At 62.4% G+C, this 18,665-nt stretch carries 20 protein-coding genes; 6 read left to right on the top strand and 14 right to left on the bottom strand.

The genetic code is table 11. The features are described 5' to 3' along the window. Positions 1-28 precede the first annotated feature (28 nt). A complete protein-coding gene (locus tag O1W68_RS15795) occupies positions 29-1,282 on the top strand; it encodes an acyl-CoA thioester hydrolase/BAAT C-terminal domain-containing protein (RefSeq protein WP_269305045.1) in 1,254 nt (417 codons plus the stop codon). Here the strand turns inward: O1W68_RS15795 and O1W68_RS15790 are convergent. The 4 genes from O1W68_RS15790 to O1W68_RS15775 all read right to left on the bottom strand — a co-directional run bounded on the left by O1W68_RS15790 (position 1,272) and on the right by O1W68_RS15775 (position 5,598). Beyond that, on the bottom strand, positions 1,272-2,066 hold the full coding sequence (locus O1W68_RS15790) for an ABC transporter permease (RefSeq protein WP_269305043.1): 795 nt from the start codon (positions 2,064-2,066) through the stop codon (positions 1,272-1,274). The genes O1W68_RS15795 and O1W68_RS15790 overlap by 11 nt on opposite strands. Continuing rightward, entirely contained in the window at positions 2,063-3,031 is a 969-nt protein-coding gene (locus O1W68_RS15785) for an ATP-binding cassette domain-containing protein (protein ID WP_269305380.1), read from the bottom strand. The genes O1W68_RS15790 and O1W68_RS15785 overlap by 4 nt, the downstream gene beginning before the upstream one ends. 214 nt (positions 3,032-3,245) lie before the next feature. After that, complete coding sequence (gene ilvA / locus O1W68_RS15780; protein WP_269305379.1) at positions 3,246-4,400, bottom strand: threonine ammonia-lyase; 1,155 nt, start codon at positions 4,398-4,400, stop codon at positions 3,246-3,248. 52 nt (positions 4,401-4,452) lie between these two features. After that, a complete protein-coding gene (locus tag O1W68_RS15775; RefSeq protein ID WP_269305042.1) occupies positions 4,453-5,598 on the bottom strand; it encodes an NAD(P)/FAD-dependent oxidoreductase in 1,146 nt (381 codons plus the stop codon). Between the two features lie 124 nt (positions 5,599-5,722). Between O1W68_RS15775 and O1W68_RS15770 the strand changes: the two genes are divergently transcribed. From O1W68_RS15770 to O1W68_RS15750, 5 genes are read left to right on the top strand one after another with little or no spacing between them, the layout of a single operon-like run. Then, on the top strand, positions 5,723-6,166 hold the full coding sequence (locus O1W68_RS15770) for an Asp23/Gls24 family envelope stress response protein (protein WP_269305040.1): 444 nt from the start codon (positions 5,723-5,725) through the stop codon (positions 6,164-6,166). Beyond that, on the top strand, positions 6,163-6,492 hold the full coding sequence (locus tag O1W68_RS15765) for a hypothetical protein (protein ID WP_269305038.1): 330 nt from the start codon (positions 6,163-6,165) through the stop codon (positions 6,490-6,492). Before O1W68_RS15770 ends, O1W68_RS15765 begins: the two co-directional genes overlap by 4 nt. Then, positions 6,489-6,674, top strand: coding sequence for a DUF2273 domain-containing protein (locus O1W68_RS15760; RefSeq protein WP_136171231.1), 186 nt, complete (start codon positions 6,489-6,491; stop codon positions 6,672-6,674). Before O1W68_RS15765 ends, O1W68_RS15760 begins: the two co-directional genes overlap by 4 nt. Continuing rightward, on the top strand, positions 6,667-7,602 hold the full coding sequence (locus O1W68_RS15755) for a DUF6286 domain-containing Asp23/Gls24 family envelope stress response protein (RefSeq protein ID WP_269305036.1): 936 nt from the start codon (positions 6,667-6,669) through the stop codon (positions 7,600-7,602). The genes O1W68_RS15760 and O1W68_RS15755 overlap by 8 nt, the downstream gene beginning before the upstream one ends. Continuing rightward, the gene (locus O1W68_RS15750) at positions 7,599-8,159 is read left to right on the top strand and encodes a hypothetical protein (protein WP_269305035.1); all 561 of its coding nucleotides are present in this window, start codon (positions 7,599-7,601) and stop codon (positions 8,157-8,159) included. The genes O1W68_RS15755 and O1W68_RS15750 overlap by 4 nt, the downstream gene beginning before the upstream one ends. A 149-nt stretch (positions 8,160-8,308) precedes the next feature. Here O1W68_RS15750 and tuf read toward each other — a convergent pair whose 3' ends face one another. The 10 genes from tuf to O1W68_RS15700 all read right to left on the bottom strand — a co-directional run bounded on the left by tuf (position 8,309) and on the right by O1W68_RS15700 (position 18,665). Next, positions 8,309-9,499, bottom strand: a complete 1,191-nt coding sequence (tuf, locus tag O1W68_RS15745) for an elongation factor Tu (RefSeq protein WP_269305034.1) — start codon at positions 9,497-9,499, stop codon at positions 8,309-8,311. A gap of 121 nt (positions 9,500-9,620) precedes the next feature. After that, positions 9,621-11,723 carry an elongation factor G gene (fusA, locus tag O1W68_RS15740; protein ID WP_269305033.1) on the bottom strand — a complete coding sequence of 701 codons (2,103 nt, stop codon included), beginning with the start codon at positions 11,721-11,723 and terminating at the stop codon, positions 9,621-9,623. 132 nt (positions 11,724-11,855) lie between these two features. Further along, positions 11,856-12,326, bottom strand: coding sequence for a 30S ribosomal protein S7 (gene rpsG / locus O1W68_RS15735; RefSeq protein ID WP_072805598.1), 471 nt, complete (start codon positions 12,324-12,326; stop codon positions 11,856-11,858). Beyond that, a complete protein-coding gene (rpsL, locus tag O1W68_RS15730; RefSeq protein WP_072805599.1) occupies positions 12,326-12,700 on the bottom strand; it encodes a 30S ribosomal protein S12 in 375 nt (124 codons plus the stop codon). The genes rpsG and rpsL overlap by 1 nt, the downstream gene beginning before the upstream one ends. 305 nt (positions 12,701-13,005) lie before the next feature. After that, positions 13,006-13,524: a DUF3558 domain-containing protein gene (locus tag O1W68_RS15725; RefSeq protein WP_269305028.1), complete on the bottom strand. Its 519-nt coding sequence runs from the start codon at positions 13,522-13,524 to the stop codon at positions 13,006-13,008. Beyond that, on the bottom strand, positions 13,521-14,039 hold the full coding sequence (locus O1W68_RS15720) for a DUF3558 domain-containing protein (protein WP_269305026.1): 519 nt from the start codon (positions 14,037-14,039) through the stop codon (positions 13,521-13,523). Before O1W68_RS15720 ends, O1W68_RS15725 begins: the two co-directional genes overlap by 4 nt. Before the next feature lie 33 nt (positions 14,040-14,072). Further along, complete coding sequence (locus O1W68_RS15715; protein ID WP_269305025.1) at positions 14,073-14,708, bottom strand: TetR/AcrR family transcriptional regulator; 636 nt, start codon at positions 14,706-14,708, stop codon at positions 14,073-14,075. A gap of 5 nt (positions 14,709-14,713) precedes the next feature. Next, complete coding sequence (locus O1W68_RS15710) at positions 14,714-15,478, bottom strand: enoyl-CoA hydratase family protein (RefSeq protein ID WP_269305023.1); 765 nt, start codon at positions 15,476-15,478, stop codon at positions 14,714-14,716. Next, positions 15,478-16,638, bottom strand: a complete 1,161-nt coding sequence (locus tag O1W68_RS15705; RefSeq protein WP_269305021.1) for an acyl-CoA dehydrogenase family protein — start codon at positions 16,636-16,638, stop codon at positions 15,478-15,480. Before O1W68_RS15705 ends, O1W68_RS15710 begins: the two co-directional genes overlap by 1 nt. Continuing rightward, a complete protein-coding gene (locus O1W68_RS15700; RefSeq protein WP_269305019.1) occupies positions 16,635-18,665 on the bottom strand; it encodes an acetyl/propionyl/methylcrotonyl-CoA carboxylase subunit alpha in 2,031 nt (676 codons plus the stop codon). The genes O1W68_RS15705 and O1W68_RS15700 overlap by 4 nt, the downstream gene beginning before the upstream one ends.

Raw genomic sequence — 18,665 nt, 5'->3', positions numbered from 1 at the left:
GAGCGCGGTCACGGCGCACACTTGGGCAATGGATGCAGTGTCCCTGCAGGTCGACCCAGTCGAGGGCCCGATCGACGGCCCCACTACCTTTCGTGTCCTGGGCGTTTCCCCCGGCCTTCCGGTCCATCTCGATGTCGCCACAGTGGATGCGAACAACCACCACTGGGTGTCACATCAGGACTACAACATCGATGCCGAAGGTCGGCTTTTGATCACCGACCCCGACCGACCGTGGTGGAACATGTTCTTCGTCGACGAAGGGGTCGTGCCCGTCGCCTTCGCCGGATCGGACGGCGGACTCGACTACCGAATCTCGGTGCACGCAGTGGAGGGTTCGTCCAGCACCACGGTGCGTCGCACCTGGGGCGAAGATCTGGTTCGCGAGGATCTCGCGGGCGTCGGGTGGCGACTGCGGATCTATCTGCCTGATACCGGTGACGATGTCCTGGCCGGGGTCATCGTTCTCCCCGGCACAACAGGTGCACGAACGGCAGCGCCCACGGCGGCACTGCTCGCTTCACATGGATACGTGGCAGCCGTTCTGTCCTATATGGACGACACCGGTCTCCCCGAGCAGTTCGAGGAGATACCGGTAGAAGCGATAGCCGCAGGAATGGCAGCTTTTGCCGGCCACGAACGGGTCGACACACGCCGCATCGCGGTCTACTCCTGCTCGGTCGGGGTGTCGGTGGCGTTGTCGGCTTTGGCCCGCACTCCGAGCCTTCCGATCCGCGGCGTCATCGCGATGGCGCCATCCCACGTCGTCCTGCAAGCCCGATCCAACGGTGGACCTCCACCCCGAACGTCTTCGCTGACCGTCTGCGGTGAACCGCTGCCGTACATGCCCATGCGAAGCGAACGGCTCATCGGGCAGCTGATCAAGACGGCCGCCCGACGGGTTTTCGCGACCGGCCCCACCTCACAAGCTCTGTCGTTACGACCCGCATACGCTGCCGGACTGAAAAACGACAAAGACGTCTATGACGCGACCATCCCCGTCGAGCGGATCGACGCTCCGCTGCTTGCGATCGCCGGCGATGACGACGCGGCGTACCCGTCCGACCGGATGGCGCGCGCGTTGATTGCCAGACGCAAACGCACTACGGACCGGTTGCTGATCCTGCCGAATGCCGGTCATATTCTGCGTCCCCCCGCAACGCCTACGACCGTCGACCGTAACTACGACACGGTGTCCGGTGGAACGCCGGCAGGCACCGCGAAGGCGCAGCGCCGAATGTGGACCGAGGTTTTGGATTTTCTCGAGACCAGCCTCAAGCAGTGAGAGTGCTCTCGTACTTACGCACCGACAACGGCACGAAGACTACAAGCAGAACGACAACCCAAATGAGCGTATAGAGCACTGGGTTTTGCAGTGACCACACGTCCGGCGGCGGCGCCAAAGGACTTGTGTTGCCGAACAACTCGCGCACCGCCTGGACAGTCGAGGAAATCGGATTCCATTCGGCGATCGTTTTGAGCAGCGGCGGGAAGCCGTCGATGGGCACGAATGTGTTCGCGATGAAGGTGACAGGGAATATGACGATGAACGAGGCATTGTTGAAAATTTCCGGTGACCGTACCGACAGCCCGACGAACGCCATCACCCAGGAGATCGAGTAGGCGAACAACAGCAGCAGGACGTACCCGGCAAGAGCCTCGAAGAACGACGTCGTAATGCGCCAGCCGACGATCAAGCCGGTGATCGACATGATCGTGATGGTCACCAGATTGTTGCCCACGTCGGCGGCAGTTCGTCCGATGACCACAGCCGAGCGTGCCATCGGCAGCGAACGGAACCTGTCCATCACACCCTTTTGCAGATCCTCTGCCAGCGAAGATCCGGTGATCGTGGCACCGAAGATCATCGTCTGAACGAAGATGCCACCCATCAAAAAGCTCTTGTAATCGCCGCCGCCAGGAATGTCGACGGCACTGCCGAACACGTATGCGAACAGAAGCACGAACATGATGGGCGACAGCGTCGCGAAGACCAGCAGATCCGGAACCCGCTTGATCTTGATCAGATTGCGTTTGCCGATGATCAGGGAATCGCGCACGACACTCATTTGGCTACCTCCACTGCAGCGTCCGACTCGGTGGCATGGCCGGTAAGGCTGAGGAACACGTCGTCCAGGTTGGGGCGTCTCAAGCCGACGTCGACCACGGAGATACCTGCTTCCCGCAACTTCACCAGGGCTGTCGTCAGGTCGTCCGCGCCACCGTCGACCGACATGACGATTCGGCGTGCCTGTGCGTCCCATTGCGGTTCATCGACACCGATCGGAGCCAACAACTCCTGGGCGTGTGCCCGATCGTCAGGATCGGTGAGGACGAACTCGAGCCGCTCACCACCGACCTGCGCCTTCAACTGATCCGCGGTGCCCTCGGCGATGATCGCCCCCTTGTCCAAGACGATGATCTTGTCTGCCAACCTGTCGGCTTCCTCCAGATACTGCGTGGTCAGCAGAATGGTCGTGCCGTCCTTGACCAGATCGGAGATGAAGTCCCACATGCCGATTCGGCTGCGCGGATCGAGACCTGTCGTGGGCTCATCGAGAAACAGCACCCGCGGCCTACCGATGAGACTGGCAGCGATGTCGAGCCTGCGACGCATACCGCCCGAATACTGCTTGGCGGTGCGGTCGCGAGCGTCGAGCAGATCGAACCGTTCCAACAGATTGTCCGCTCGCGAGCGCGCCTCGACCTTCTTCAGCCCGAACAGGCGACCGACCATCTCGAGATTCTCGTAGCCGGTGAGGTACTCGTCGACCGCGGCGAACTGGCCGGTCAACCCGATGGTGGAGCGGACCTCGCCTGCCTGCTTTGCGACGTCGAGGCCGAATACCTTCGCGGTTCCCGAGGTCGCCTTCAACAGCGTCGCCAAGATGCGAACCGCCGTCGTCTTGCCTGCGCCGTTCGGTCCGAGAACTCCGAGAACCGTCCCCTCCGGCACCGAGAAGGTGATCCCGTTGAGCGCGACGTTCTTTCCGTACTCCAGTACGAGATTCTCTACTTCGACGGCATTCGCCACGACGTACCTCCCTGTCGTTGTCATCAATACGTACTTCTCATTACGGCAGACACTGAGGTCTCGAACAGTGCAGACTCTTGTCGCGTCGAAAACTGATCGGGCGCGTTCGCCCCACCTGAAGTCACGCTCGGATAGTACGGGCAGTCACCGACAAGTATCCGGGGAACAAGTACCGCTCCTCAGATTTGTACGCGAACCCTTGTGCAGGCCGGTCCTACAGCGTTCCGACGCCGAATGCCGATGCGTCGAGCGCGTCGAGAATCTCCTGACGGTGAATCGGGCCTCGGGTTTCGACGGTGAGCAGGACTTCGACCTCCTCCAAGCCGAGCTGACCACCGGTCCTCGCGTGCACGACGTCTACGACGCTCGCACCGAGTTCCTTGACGACCTCGAGCAGAGACAACAGCCCACCCGGTCGATCCGAAATCGTCACGCGGACAGCCAAGTATCTGCCTGCCGCGCGCAGCCCGTGGGTGATGACATGGGTCAGCAGCAGCGGATCGATGTTGCCGCCGGACAGGATCGCGCAGACCGGCCCCCGGAGCTCGAGGTCGTCGCGGGTCATCAGTGCGGCCACCGCCGCCGCACCCGCAGGCTCGACGATGAGTTTGGCGCGCTCGATGCACAGCAGCAGCGCACGAGAGAGTGCGTCCTCGCTGACGGTGACGACGTCGTCGACCCAGTCGGCTACGTGAGCGAACGGAACGGCCCCCGGCAACCCTACTGCGATGCCGTCGGCCATCGTGGTCATCGATGCCGCTGAGATCGGGTGACCCGCACTCAGCGAAGCGGGCCACGCAGCCGCGCCCTCGGCTTGCACGCCGATGATCCGCACACCTGGTTTGCGGAAATGAAAGGCAGCAGCCACGCCTGCCAGTAGACCGCCGCCCCCGGTCGGAACGAGGACGGTACCGACCTCGGGCATCTGCCCGAGCAGTTCGGTTCCGAGTGTCGCCTGCCCGGCAACGATGTCCGCATGATCGAACGGGTGTATCAGGATGGCGCCTGTCCGCTCCGCGAACTCACGCGCGTGGGTCAGTGCCTCGTCGACGGTATCGCCGACGAGGTTTACCGTGGCACCGTAGGCCTTGGTGGCGACAAGCTTCGGCAGCGAGGCACCCGTCGGCATGAACACCGTCGAGGCGATGTTCAATTCAGTTGCAGCCCAGGCGACTCCCTGTGCATGATTGCCTGCGCTCGCAGCGACGACTCCGTGGGCGCGCTCGGATGCGGTGAGCCGCGAGATCCGGTTGTACGCCCCGCGCGGCTTGAAGGAGCCGGTGCGTTGCAGGTTCTCGCATTTGAGACGCACCTCGTGACCGGTCAGGTCGGAGAGGACCCGCGACGCCACTACCGGCGTTCTTCGCATGACAGGCGCGAGAACGTCCTCCGCGTCGGCGATGTCCCCAGCCGTGAGAAGTTCACTCAAGAGGCAGCCCGATCTTCGCACGCATCTTCATCACTCCCCCAGCTTTTCCGGCACCGACAACAGCGGTAAGAATTCCGTCACGGAAGTAGTAGGCCAAGAATTTTCTGCCGTCGTCATCGACAATCTTGACAGAATCGTCAGCCGAAGGCGTTCCGAGAGCCTGAATCTTCAGATCGTATTGGTCGCTCCAGAAGTACGGCACCTGCGGACGCGCCGGGGCTGCCTCGTGACCGAGAATCGCGGGCACCATGACCCGAACCTGATCGCCGACGTTGCTCCAATGCTCGACCCGCTTCGTCGCGTCGCCGACCGTCCACGCAGCGACATCGCCGACCGTCCACACATGGGGATCGCTCGTGCGTCCGACTGCGTCCGCGGAAATACCGTCGGCGATCTCGATTCCCGAGCCCGCCAGGAAGCCTGTGACGGGCGTCGAACCCACCCCGATCACTACGGTGTCGACCTCGATTTCGGTGTCATCGGTGAGCACGGCGTGGGTGACTCGATCGGATCCGCGCAGGGTCTTGATGCCGGTGCCGGTCCTGAGGTCGACTCCCTCCTCGCGGTGCAATCGAGCGACGAGCTCGCCCACCTCGGCCCCGAGCACCGAACCGAGCGGTGTCTGCTGTGGTTCGACGATCACGACGTCGGCACCCGCGTGCCGGAATCCTGCCGCGAGTTCACATCCGATGAAACCTGCACCGACGACAAGAGCACGGCTGCTGGATTCGACGTCTTTGCGTAGCGCCGCAGCGTCGTCCCGCGAACGCAGCACGTGTACACCTATCAGGTCCGGTAGCGAGGGGAGGCGTCGCGGGTGCAGGCCCGTCGCGAGCACGAGTTCGTCGTAGGCCAGGGTCGATCCGTCTGCCAACTCCACAGTCTGCGCGGCGGTGTCCACGGCAACTGCAGCCGAGCCCAGGCGTAGTTCGATGTTGTGCTCGAGGAAGTACTCGGCAGGTTCGAAGGTGGTGTCCTCACGTTCACCGCGAATGACCTCCTTCGACAGTGGAGGTCTGTCGTACGGCAAATGGTTTTCGTCACCGACGAGCACGATGTCGCCGCCGTACTCGAGTTTGCGTAGTTCCTGGGCGGTCCGCAGACCTGCCAACCCTGCTCCAACGATCACAATTGCCATGACTGATCTTTACCAGACGGCGACTGTTTCGGCGCTGGCCGGCCGCTTCGGCTCTCGCAGACGACCCGCGTATGCCGTGCGTTTTGTGTAGCCGCGCAGGGGCAGCATCACTACGATCAGAGGTATGACCACAGACCCCAGGTTCGCTGCAGCGGGTTCGGCAGCACTGACCACCACGCAGGGGCGAACGATCATCGCCGATGCCGTCGTCGCAAAGATCGCCGGCATCGCCACCCGCGAGATCGACGGCGTCTACGACGTCGGTGGTGGCACAGCCCGAGCGGTCGGAGCTCTCCGCGATCGGATACCGGGCGCCCGGGTCAACCACAGCCAGGGAGTCGCCGTCGAGGTAGGCGAGAAGCAGGCCGCGATCGACATCGGCATCGTTGCCGAGTACGGCGTGGCGCTGCACGAACTGGCCGCAGGTATTCGCCGCAACATCATCACCGCGGTCGAAAGGATGACCGGCCTCGAGGTCACCGAGGTGAACATCACCGTCTACGACGTCATGCTCTTCGACGACACCGAGACCGGACCTGATCCGGACCTCCGCCCGCGTGTGCAGTGAGCGCTCCACGCGAGATCGAACTCGCTGACACGGTAGCGTCGATCACGCTGAGTGTTGCGGGTGTCAGCGCCTTGCATTCGGGCGAGTTCGGTGAGATCGCGACGTATTTGCCCGGCCGTAGGGTCGTCGGTGTCCACATCCACGCCGACGTCTGCGAGATCCACATCAGCGTCGACTATCCCAGCGACGTGCACGCGGTCGCTCGCGCAGTGCGGGATGCCGTCGGGCCACACGTGTCGGTACCGATCGTGGTCACCATCGAAGACGTCACCACACAACCGATCGTCGAAGACGTCGCAATACAACCGGCAGGGAGTCATCGATGACGTACACACTCGCGGGGTTGCTCACGGGCTTGCTGTTGGCGCTTGCCGGAATCATCGGCGGGTTCAGCGGATTCGTACTTGCACTGTTCCTCGGGGCCGTAGGGGTCGCCATCGGTGCTCACTTCGATGGTCGACTCGACCTCACTACATTGCTGCGTAGCCGCGGTCGCGGCCGTGGTTGATACGGATAGCGCCGCATCGGCCGAAACAGGCGGGCGAGGAACCCTCGTCATCAAGGAGCGTGCCATCGAACGCGTGGCCGTCGCAGCGGCACTGGCAGTGCCTGACGTCGTCCGTAGCGTCGGTGGAATATCACGCTTGACGGGCCGGGATCTGCCGCGCGCAGATGCATCGGTCGGCGAGTACTCGGTCTCGATCAACCTGTATGTGAGCCTGACGTGGCCGTGCCGAATCACCGACGTCTCCGAGGCCGTCCACACCGAGGTTGCCCGTACCCTCGACAACATCGTTGGCCTGCCCTTGTATCGGCTCAACGTCATGGTGGCAGCCACATCCGCCGGAGAAGCTGTGGAACAACAGGTCTCGGACGAGACGACTGTTGCGGCACCGAGACCGCGCCCACCGGCGGCGAGTCCGGCTGCACTCCCCGTCGCCGTTGCGCTCGCCTTCGGCCTGCTGGCACTGGCCTTCGTCGCCGGTCGAGAATTCTTGATCGTGCACGACACGATCGGCGGAGCTCCCTGGATTCGAAACACGATCGAGCAGATTGCCGAATTGCACTGGGCGAGATGGATGATCGCCGCATCGGGAGCAGCGATGGTTGCGGGACTGATACTCCTCGTCATCGGCGTGAAACCCCGCACGCAGACACACACCGGGGCAACGTCGCCGACCTCGTCTTTGCCGATGGTATGGATGCGACCAACCGACGTCGCACGGATGTGCAGCGATCATGCAGGGGAGGTACCCGGCGTCGAATCCGCCCGCACGACGGTCACGAAGAAACACATCACGGTCGAGGTGCACCGAACCGAAGCAGGCGAGGACAGGGCGTTGACCGAAGCCGTCCGTGACGCAATAGCGCCGACGCTGTCGGTACTGGCCGACAACAGAGACACCCGTATCCGCCTCGAACAGACACGCGGATGAAGCGCGCGACTGCAGTCGTCGACCGTCTACTCGTCGTTGGACTCGGCGTCGCACTGCTCGGAGCCGGTGCATTCGCTCTCGCCTGGTACTTCGACCTTCCGCTCGCGGTGCGCACACTGTCTCGATTCGATAGGGACACGATCGCTGGACTACCTGCGCAAGATTGGTGGGAGGCAGCACTCGCTGGGACCGCCATCGTCGGCGCGATCGGCGCAATTGCACTGATCATCGGAAACCTCTCGCCGCGGCGCACCGGGACGATGCAGATCTACGCCGAGGAATCCCTTGCGATCCGAGTCGACCTCGGCGCTCTGGCACGTGGGATAGCCGCTGATCTCGCGTCGTTTCCCGAAGTCGAGTCCTCCCGGGGCCGGGCGATCGACGACCGAGGGACCGCGACGCTCGCGATCACCGTTTCTGCATCCCCTGCCATCGACATCGACGCCTTCACACGGACCGTCGAGAAGAAGGCTGCATTCGTTGCCGAGTCCGTCGAAGGCGGAGCAGTCGCTCTGCGGATTCAGATGCATGTGAACGCTGCGGTGCCGTCCAAGTAGCTCGACGCATGAGTGACCCCTTGTAGCTATCTGATCGTATGAGTGGACCATTCAAGCGGGATGTGTAGCGGGTACAGGTACGAGCACACAAAAAAGAGAGGCGCCCACCTCCTTGCGGAGATGGGCGCCTCTCTTCGAGTGATGCTAGATCACTTGAGGATCTTCGTAACGCGACCGGCGCCGACGGTACGACCGCCCTCGCGGATAGCGAAACGCAGGCCCTCGTCCATGGCGACCGGCTGGATCAGCACGACGTTCATCTCGGTGTTGTCACCGGGCATGACCATCTCGGTGCCCTCGGGGAGGGTCACAACGCCCGTTACGTCCGTGGTACGGAAGTAGAACTGCGGGCGGTAGTTGTTGAAGAACGGCGTGTGACGGCCGCCCTCGTCCTTGGACAGGATGTAAGCGTTGCCCTCGAACTCCGTGTGGGGAGTCGTGGTGCCCGGCTTGATGACAACCTGTCCACGCTCGACATCTTCGCGCTTGATGCCACGAACGAGCAGTCCGACGTTGTCGCCGGCCTGGCCCGAGTCGAGCAGCTTGCGGAACATCTCGATACCGGTGACCGTGGTCTTGGTCGAGCCGGGGCGGATGCCGACGATCTCGACCTCTTCGTTGACGTTGACCGAGCCGCGCTCGATACGTCCGGTCACAACCGTGCCACGGCCGGTGATGGTGAAAACGTCCTCGACTGGCATGAGGAACGGCTTGTCCGTCTCGCGGACCGGGTCCGGGACAGAATCGTCGACGGCCTGCATGAGCTCGAGAACGCTCTCGGCCCACTTGGGGTCACCCTCGAGTGCCTTGAGTGCGGACACCTTGATAACTGGTGCATCCTCGTCGAAGTCCTGCGCAGCGAGAAGCTCGCGGACCTCCATCTCGACGAGCTCGATGATCTCTTCGTCGTCGACCATGTCGGACTTGTTCAGGGCGACGAGGATGTACGGAACGCCGACCTGCTTGGCGAGGAGCACATGCTCACGCGTCTGCGGCATCGGGCCGTCGGTTGCCGCGACCACCAGGATTGCGCCGTCCATCTGCGCAGCACCGGTGATCATGTTCTTGATGTAGTCGGCGTGGCCGGGCGCGTCTACGTGTGCGTAGTGGCGCTTTTCGGTCTGGTACTCGACGTGGGAGATGTTGATCGTGATACCACGAGCCTTCTCCTCCGGAGCCTTGTCGATCTCATCGAAGGCCGAGGCCTCGTTGAGGTCCGGGTACTTGTCGTGCAGAACCTTGGTGATTGCTGCCGTCAGCGTCGTTTTGCCGTGGTCAACGTGACCGATGGTTCCGATGTTGACGTGCGGCTTCGTCCGCTCGAACTTCGCCTTCGCCACTATGTCCTCCTGGACTGATTTGTGCTTGCGGTTATGCAGCAATGCGGTTGTCTCGTACAGCTCTTGTGAGCTGCAGGGGTCGTGCGGTGGAACAGATACAGCGTGCCCAGCTGGGAAGAAATTATTCTCCCATTGCCTTCGCGATGATTTCCTTCGCGACGTTCACAGGAACTTCAGCGTAGGAATCGAACACCATGGAGTAGTTAGCGCGGCCCTGAGTCTTCGACCGAAGATCTCCGATGTAGCCGAACATCTCCGACAGCGGAACCTGTGCCTTGACGATACGGGCACCGCTGCGTTCCTCCATGGCCTGAATCTGACCACGGCGGGAGTTCAAGTCGCCGATGACCTCACCCATGTAATCCTCGGGCGTGATGACCTCTACGGCCATGACGGGCTCGAGAATGACGGGGCCGGCCTTGCGAGCGGCTTCCTTGAACGCTTGTGAGCCGGCGACCTTGAAGGCCATTTCCGACGAGTCGACGTCGTGGTACGCACCGTCGAGGAGCGTGAGCTTGACGTTGACCAGGGGGTACCCGGCAAGGACGCCGTACTGCATGGCGTCCTGAGCTCCGGCGTCGACCGAACCGATGTACTCCTTCGGCACACGCCCGCCACTGACCTTGTTCTCGAACTCGTACGTCGCGCCGTCTTCGCCTTCGAAAGGCTCGAGCTTGATGACGACCTTCGCGAACTGGCCGGAGCCACCGGTCTGCTTCTTGTGGGTGTAATCGTGCTTCTCGACCGTCTTGCGGATGGTCTCGCGGTACGCGACCTGCGGCTTACCCACATTGGCCTCGACCTTGAATTCGCGCTTCATGCGGTCGACGAGGATGTCGAGATGCAGCTCACCCATACCGCCGATAACGGTCTGACCGGTGTCCTCGTCCAGTTTGACCGAGAAGGTCGGATCCTCTTCGGCGAGCTTCTGGATAGCCATTCCCAGACGTTCCTGGTCGGACTTGGTCTTCGGCTCGATCGAGACCTGGATGACCGGATCCGGGAAGCTCATGGATTCGAGGATGATCTGGTTCTGCGGATCGCAGAGGGTATCACCCGTCGTTGTATCTTTCAGACCGATCACGGCGTAGATGTGACCGACGCCGGCAGAAGGCACCGGATTTTCCTTGTTGGAGTGCATCTGGAAGATCTTGCCCAGACGCTCCTTCTTGCCCTTGGTCGAGTTGACGACCTGAGCTCCGGATTCGACGTGACCGGAGTAAACCCGGATGTACGTCAGCTTGCCGAAGAACGGGTGCGTCGCGATCTTGAATGCGAGAGCCGCGAACGGTTCATCGGACGAAGGCTTGCGAGTGAGCAACTTTTCTTCATCGTCGACTGCCTGGCCGGTGATGGACTCGACGTCCAGCGGTGACGGCAGGTAGTCGATGACCGCGTCGAGCATGGGCTGGACGCCCTTGTTCTTGAACGCGGATCCACACAGAATCGGATACAGCTCGCTGTTGACCGTCATCTTGCGGATGGCGCCCTTGATCTCGTCGACTGTCAGCTCTTCGCCGCCGAAGTGCTTCTCCAGAAGCGCCTCATCGGACTCGGCCACGGTCTCGAGCAGCAACGTGCGGTACTCGTCTGCACGCTCTTTGAGGTCTTCCGGGATCTCGATGGTCTCGTAGGTCTCGCCCAGCTTGGTTTCGCCGCGCCAGATCTTCGCGCTCATCTCGACAAGGTCGACGATGCCTTCGAATTCACTCTCGGAGCCGATCGGCAGCTGGATGACCAAAGGCGTGGCACCGAGTCGATCCTTGATGGTCTGCACGGTGTAGTAGAAATCTGCACCGAGCTTGTCCATCTTGTTGACGAAGCAGATACGCGGAACGTCGTACTTGTCTGCCTGACGCCACACCTGCTCCGACTGAGGCTCGACGCCCTCTTTGCCGTCGAAAACGGCTACGGCGCCATCCAGCACGCGGAGTGAACGCTCGACCTCGACCGTGAAGTCGACGTGGCCGGGCGTATCGATGATGTTGATCTGGTTTTTGTTCCAGAAGCACGTGACAGCAGCGGACGTGATCGTGATGCCACGCTCCTGCTCCTGCTCCATCCAGTCAGTCGTCGACGCGCCGTCGTGCGTCTCACCGATCTTGTAGTTCACCCCGGTGTAGAACAGGATGCGCTCGGTGGTTGTGGTTTTACCGGCATCGATGTGGGCCATGATGCCGATGTTGCGGACCTTGTTAAGGTCGGTCAGCACTTCCTGTGCCACGGAATTCATCCCGTCTTATAAGTCGAAGAGGTGGGGCTGGTCCAGCGCTGCAGTTCTCGCACGGGGCCAGGTACTAGGTAAAGCGCCGGTGAGGTGCGGGGGCTATGAAGCTCCGCACCCTCCCGACAAGCATCACCAGCGGTAATGCGCGAACGCCTTGTTGGCTTCTGCCATCTTGTGCGTGTCCTCGCGACGCTTCACAGCGGCACCGAGGCCGTTGCTGGCGTCGAGCAACTCGTTGGCGAGACGCTCGACCATCGTCTTCTCACGACGAGCACGCGAGAAGGTGACCAGCCAGCGCAAAGCCAACGTGGTGGAACGGCCGGGCCGAACCTCGACAGGCACCTGGTAGGTGGCGCCACCGACACGACGGCTGCGAACCTCGAGGGCCGGCTTGACGTTGTCGAGTGCACGCTTGAGCGTGACGACGGGGTCGGTGCCGGTCTTCTCGCGCGCCTGCTCGAGTGCCTGGTAGACGATGCGCTCAGCGGTCGACTTCTTGCCGTCGATGAGGATCTTGTTGACGAGCTGCGTGACCAACGGGGAACCGTAAACCGGGTCGTTGATCAGCGGCCGCTTGGGTGCTGGGCCCTTGCGTGGCATTAGCTCTTCTCCTTCTTGGCGCCGTAGCGGCTGCGAGCCTGCTTGCGGTTCTTGACGCCCTGGGTATCGAGCGAGCCGCGGATGATCTTGTAGCGCACACCCGGGAGGTCCTTCACACGACCACCACGAACGAGCACCATGGAGTGCTCCTGCAGGTTGTGGCCTTCACCGGGGATGTAAGCAGTGACCTCGACCGCACTGGTCAAGCGCACGCGCGCGACCTTACGGAGAGCGGAGTTCGGCTTCTTCGGAGTGGTTGTGTACACGCGAGTGCACACGCCACGACGCTGTGGGCTTCCCTTTAGGGCAGCGGTCTTGAGCTTCCGCACCTTATCGGTGCGACCCTTGCGGACCAGCTGGTTGATAGTTGGCATGAACCGGCTTTCTTCGTGTTACGAGTCTCATCTTGATCGAGACTCAGGGATCTAGCAGTTGGAGCAAGAGAACACTGCTCCTCACCCTTACTACCTCCGCGGGTCTCTTGCACCCCGCAGTCGGGTGTGTCGCATACCCCCACACGGCAGCCGTATCGCTTGCTCGAATGCGAACATGAGCACGGCTGTACCTCGCATAGGCACACAGACGGCCCGGGCATGCCGGACACGACGCATTACGATACCCGGCGGCGTTGCCTCGGGTCAAAACGACCCCCGCTGTGCTACCGGCTGGGCTTGGACATCTACTGACTCAGGTCGAGAGTCAGTTCCATCAACTCGGTCGCTGCCGCACAAGGGTCCGGATGGCCCGACCCTGGCAGGTACTGAACCCACCACCCGACGATGCCTGCGTCGGGCCCGCCTGCTGTGACACCGCACGAGTCGGGATCCTGGGGTGGCTGGCTGCGAATTGCGTTGCGTCCCTTCACCGAAATGTCGGTAACGCTGTACATCATCTTCTCGTTGGTTTTGCGTTCGATGGCCAACGATCCGTTCTCGAACCAGTTCGACGTCACCTTCACGAGGCCGTTGGGGCCGATGACATCCCACCGGCAGATCGCTCCGAAGAATCCACGCGCGATGGCGTCGCCGCCGACGGTTGCCGCGATCTGGTCGTCGATAACCCAATCGCATTCGGTCAGCAGGTTGGGCAGATCCCCACCTCCCGAGCCGTCGAAACCTGCCGCCCGCGGAGTCCCCTGCACGGTTGTGCCGCATCCGGCGAGGAGGACGGCGGCGGCCAGAACAAACGCTTTCTTCACTGGGCCCTCTCGACGGTCAGAGACGCGAGTTGCTCGGCGACACCGCACGGATCGGCCGACGGTCGCAGGTCCCCGTACGAAACCGACCAATGTACGAAGTCCTTGCCGAACCGCACGCCCACTTCGCACATGTAACCCTCCGTGGCGGCCGAAAATCCGGGGTTTCCGTCGATCTCGATGTCCTCGGCCGGCCTACCGATCAATTCCGAACCGGAGCGCTCACGGTCGATGGGGCTGCCCCGATACCAGGAGAAGCTGACCGAAGGTCCGGAGAAACCCGCAACCTCCCACTCGCATCCCACCGAGTTACGGGTGATCATCGTGAACGCCGTCACCGCGAACGCTCCACGCACTTCCTCGTCCGCGACCGAACCGCACTGACCGAAGTACGGTCCAGGCTCGCCGGCGGAGGCCTCGGCCGAATCCTGGCTCGACGGCGCCGCGTCGTCACCGGTTCCGCAGCCGGCCAGCAGAATGCCGCACACCGCCAGGCCGATGGCTACTCTCCCCCGCATGCCCAGGACTCTACTGAATGTCCGTCGGAAGAATTAACCCTTGTGTAGGGCGGTCACGGTGTCGTCCTGGCGAATCCGAAGGGACGCGTCGAGGACGCCCGCCCAGGCCCGAACGATCTCGGCGCGCCGTCGCGAGTCGTCGCTGAGTACATCGGCCAACCCCAAGCCGCGGGCCAGGTCGAGCGTCGCCTGTACCAACCGATGGGTCTGCGGATCACGATCGTCGGCACCGAGATGTGCGACGGCAGTGCGATGTGCGACGCGACCGAACTTGTCCTCCAGTGGCAAGACCCTGGCGCGCATCTCCGGATCCGCCGCGGCCGCGGTCCACACCTGCAGCGCTGCCTTGAACAGTGGCCCGGTGTAGTAGTTCACGAGCCGATCCACCACGGCCTCGGTTCTTGCCGGACCGACCGGCAGTGCCACCGCTTCGCGTCCGGCGTGCTCCATTCGGGTATCGAACATGTACTCGAGGGCAGCAGTGATCAGGTCTTCGCGCGTCGGAAAGTGATGTTGCGTAGCACCGCGAGACACCCCTGCTCGTTCTGCCACGACGCTCACCGTCGTGGCGCCCCAGCCCTGCTCGGCGAGAGAGTCGATCGTTGCTTCGAGCAGCCGCAACCGCGTGGCCCTACTACGGTCCTGTTTGGGTTCACGCGGCGACGCCATCTTCCTTACTTCTTCCCTGTGTTCGGTATCGCCCAACTCGGTGGACGCTTCTGTAGAAAGGCCATCATCCCTTCTCGCGCCTCCGCCGACGTGAACAGCCTCGCCGAATGTGCGGCGAGCTCCTCGCCGCGACGATCGAATTCGGCAAGTATAGAAGCGGTGGTCAACCACTTCGACTCCGACAACCCTTGCGGTGACGCCTGCGAAATCGATGCGATAAGTTCCTCGATCAGCGACTCGGGATCCGGGCCTGCTGCACTGATCAGCCCGATGGCCTCGGCCTCATGGGCCCCGAACTTCTCGCCGGTCAGAAAGTACCGGCTCGCCGCTCGCGAATCGAGTCGCGGAAGGACAGTGAGCGAGATGACGGACGGCGCAAGCCCAAGCCGCGCCTCGGTGAGCGCGAACGTACTGCCAGGCCCGGCCACGACGATGTCACAGGCACCGACGAGTCCCATTCCTCCCGCACGTACGTGGCCATCGATCTTCCCGATGACCGGCTTGGGTGTCTCCAGAATCAGTCGTAGCAAGCCGAGCATCTGAGCGGTTCTGCTCTCGACCGATCCGCCCGCCTCGGACATATCGGCTCCGGCGCAGAAGGTATTGCCCGTGTGCGCGAGTACGACCGCACGAATATCGATGTCCTTGCCCGCATCGACAAGTCCGGCGGTCAGTTCGTCGACCAGGACGGTGGATAACGCGTTTCGATTGTGCGGTGCATCCAGGGTCAGCGTGGTAACCGCATCTGCGGTATGAACCTGCACTGCCATCAGTACGACCTCGGCAAACCCAGCGAATGCTGCGAGACGAAGTTCAGGATCATCTCGCGGCTGACCGGCGCAACGCGGCCGATGCGAACGGCGCCGAGCATCGAAGCCAGTCCGTACTCCTCGGTCAGTCCCGCGCCGCCATGGGTCTGAATGGCCTGATCGAGTGCTTTGATGCTCGCCTCTGCTGCTGCGTACTTGGCCATGTTGGCGGCCTCCGCGGCACCGAAATCGTCACCGCTGTCGTAGAGAACTGCTGCCTTCTGCATCATCAGCTTGGCGAGCTCGAGCTCTATCTTGACCTGCGCGAGGGGATGCGCAATGCCCTGGTGCGCTCCGATCGGCGTCTTCCACACGGTGCGTTCGTTCGCGTATTTGACCGCTTTGTCGATCGCGTAGCGGCCCATACCGACCGCCATCGCGGCACCGAGGATGCGTTCAGGATTGAGCCCGGCGAACAGTTGCATGAGCGCGGCATCGGCTTCACCGACAAGGGCGTCGGCCGGCAACCGAACATCATCGAGGAACAACGTGAACTGGTGATCCGGCTCGATGATGTCCATCTGCATCCGAGTCTTCTGGAATCCCTCGGCGTCCGTCGGCACGACGAACAGAGCCGGCTTCAACTTGCCGCTCTTGCTGTCTTCCGTCCTGGCGACGATGAGTACGGCATCGGCCTGATCGACCCCGGAGATGTAGATCTTGCTGCCGTTGACGATCCAGTCGTCGCCATCTCGTCTGGCCGTGGTCGTGATCTGATGCGAGTTCGATCCGGCGTCGGGCTCGGTGATACCGAAAGCCATGATCTTCGACCCGTCGGCAAGCGCGGTCAACCATGTCTGCTTCTGGTCCTCGGTGCCGTACTTACCGATGATGGTGCCGCAGATCGCCGGGCTCACCACAACCAGGAGCAGACCTGCCCCATGGGCAGAGAGTTCTTCCTGCACGAGCGCGAGCTCGTAAATGCCTGCTCCACCACCGCCGTACTCCTCGGGAAGGTTCACCCCCAGGAATCCGAGCTTGCCGGCTTCGTTCCACAATTCGGTCAGCGGTTCACCGCGCCGCGCTTTGGGGAGCACATAGTCGATGTAATTGAAGCGCTTGCCGAGAGAAGAGACTGCCGTACGTAGCGCCTTCTGCTCCTCGGTTTCGATGAAGCTCATATGCTCTCCTCTTCGTTCACTACTGCTTCGGTGACTGCTGCTTCTGTGACTTCTACTTCGGTGACCACGGCGAGTAAGGCGCCGACTTCTACCTGCTGTCCCACTTCGACATTCAGCTCGGTGAGTATGCCCGCTGCTGGAGCGGTGACCGTGTGTTCCATCTTCATCGCTTCGAGCCACAGAATCGGCTGACCGGCCGTCACCGTGTCACCTGCTACTGCGCCGACGCGAACGACGTTGCCCGGCATCGGAGCAAGCAATGATCCCGCCGCCACTTCCTCGCTCGGGTCGGTGAAGCGCGGTGTCCTGACCAACCGAACAGGCCCGAGAGAAGAGTCGACGAAGATGTCGTCGCCGTATCGTGCGACGTCGAAGAACCGACGAATACCGTTCTCGTCGAGCACTACTCGCGTAGGCGAAGTGGACACCAAGGTGATGCCGTCCAGACCTGTCGTGAGCCCATACCGGCCGAGCGTGTATTCGACGGTGATATCACCGGACTCGACCTCACCCAACGACGCGTCAATCCGATAGGACTTCCGCTGCGGCTGGGAGGGCAGGTTGCGCCACCCGCTCGGCAACCCTTTCTCGACCCGTGCCGTACTGCGATTGACGGCGGCATCGGCGAGCGCGGCGGCGAGCGCCGAGAGCTGCACTGCGTGGGTGCCTCCTACCGGACGAGCGAGAGTACCTAGCCCATGGGTGTCGAAGAACGCAGTGTCGGTGTCCCCTGCCACGAAAGCCGGATGGCGCAGTACATTGACCAGGAGGTCACGGTTGGTCTTCAGACCGTGAATCTGCGCATTCTGCAACGCTTTCGCCAGCAGCTTCGACGCCTGCTCACGGGTGGGTGCATAGGAGATGACCTTGGCCAGCATCGGATCGTAATGAACGCCGACGACATTGCCACTCTCGATGCCCGAATCGACCCTGATACCTGCCTTCTCGAGGACCGCGAAATGCGCACCCGGAATGTCGAACCGATGAACCGGCCCACTCTGTGGTTGCCAATCCTGCGACGGGTCCTCCGCGTAGAGCCGAACTTCGATCGAATGGCCCGAGGCGTCAGGCTGGTCTGTGGGCAACGAACCGCCCCCGGCAACGTGGATCTGCAATGCGACCAGATCCAATCCCGTCGTACATTCGGTGACGGGATGCTCCACCTGAAGGCGAGTGTTCATCTCGAGGAAGAAAAAGTTCCCACTTTCGTCCGCCAGGAATTCGACGGTTCCGGCTCCCTCGTACCGGATGGCCTCGGTGGCCAAGCGGGCCGCGTCGAAAAGCCGTGTGCGCATACCCGGAACCCGCTCGACGAGTGGCGACGGCGCCTCCTCTACGACTTTCTGGTGCCGACGCTGCAGCGAGCACTCTCGCTCGCCGACGGTCCACACGTTGCCCTGACGGTCGGCCATGACCTGTACCTCGATATGACGACCGGTTTCGATGTATCGCTCGCAGAACACCGTCGAGTCACCGAATGCCGACAGCGCTTCCCGCTGTGCCGCTTCGATTTCTGCATGCAGCGCGGCGAGTTCACGCACAATCCGCATACCTCGTCCGCCGCCACCCGCCGATGCCTTGACGAGAACCGGGAGATCGTCCTCGCCGATCGCGGCGGGATCGAGCTGCGTCAGCACCGGTACCCCGGCGTCGGCCATCATCTTCTTTGACTCGACCTTGCTGCCCATCAGTTCGATGGCCTCGGCCGGCGGTCCGATCCAGGTCAACCCCGCGTCCTGCACTTGTCGTGCGAAATCCGCGTTCTCGGAAAGGAATCCGTAGCCGGGGTGGATAGCATCGGCACCAGCGCGAATCGCTGCTGCGATGACGAGTTCGCCGCGCAGGTACGTCTCGGCCGAGGAATTTCCCGGCAGACGTACCGCGGCGTCGGCTTCCCGCACGTGCGGAGAATCGGCGTCTGCGTCGGAGAAAACGGCGACCGTGTCGATTCCCTCCCGACGGCAGGTGGCGAAAACGCGTCGAGCAATTTCGCCGCGGTTGGCGACCAGGATCGAGTTGACAGTCAT

It is taken from the genome of Rhodococcus sp. H36-A4 (assembly GCF_027158005.1).
GTDB lineage: Bacteria > Actinomycetota > Actinomycetes > Mycobacteriales > Mycobacteriaceae > Rhodococcoides.
This window is presented reverse-complemented; position numbering and strand designations above follow the sequence as displayed.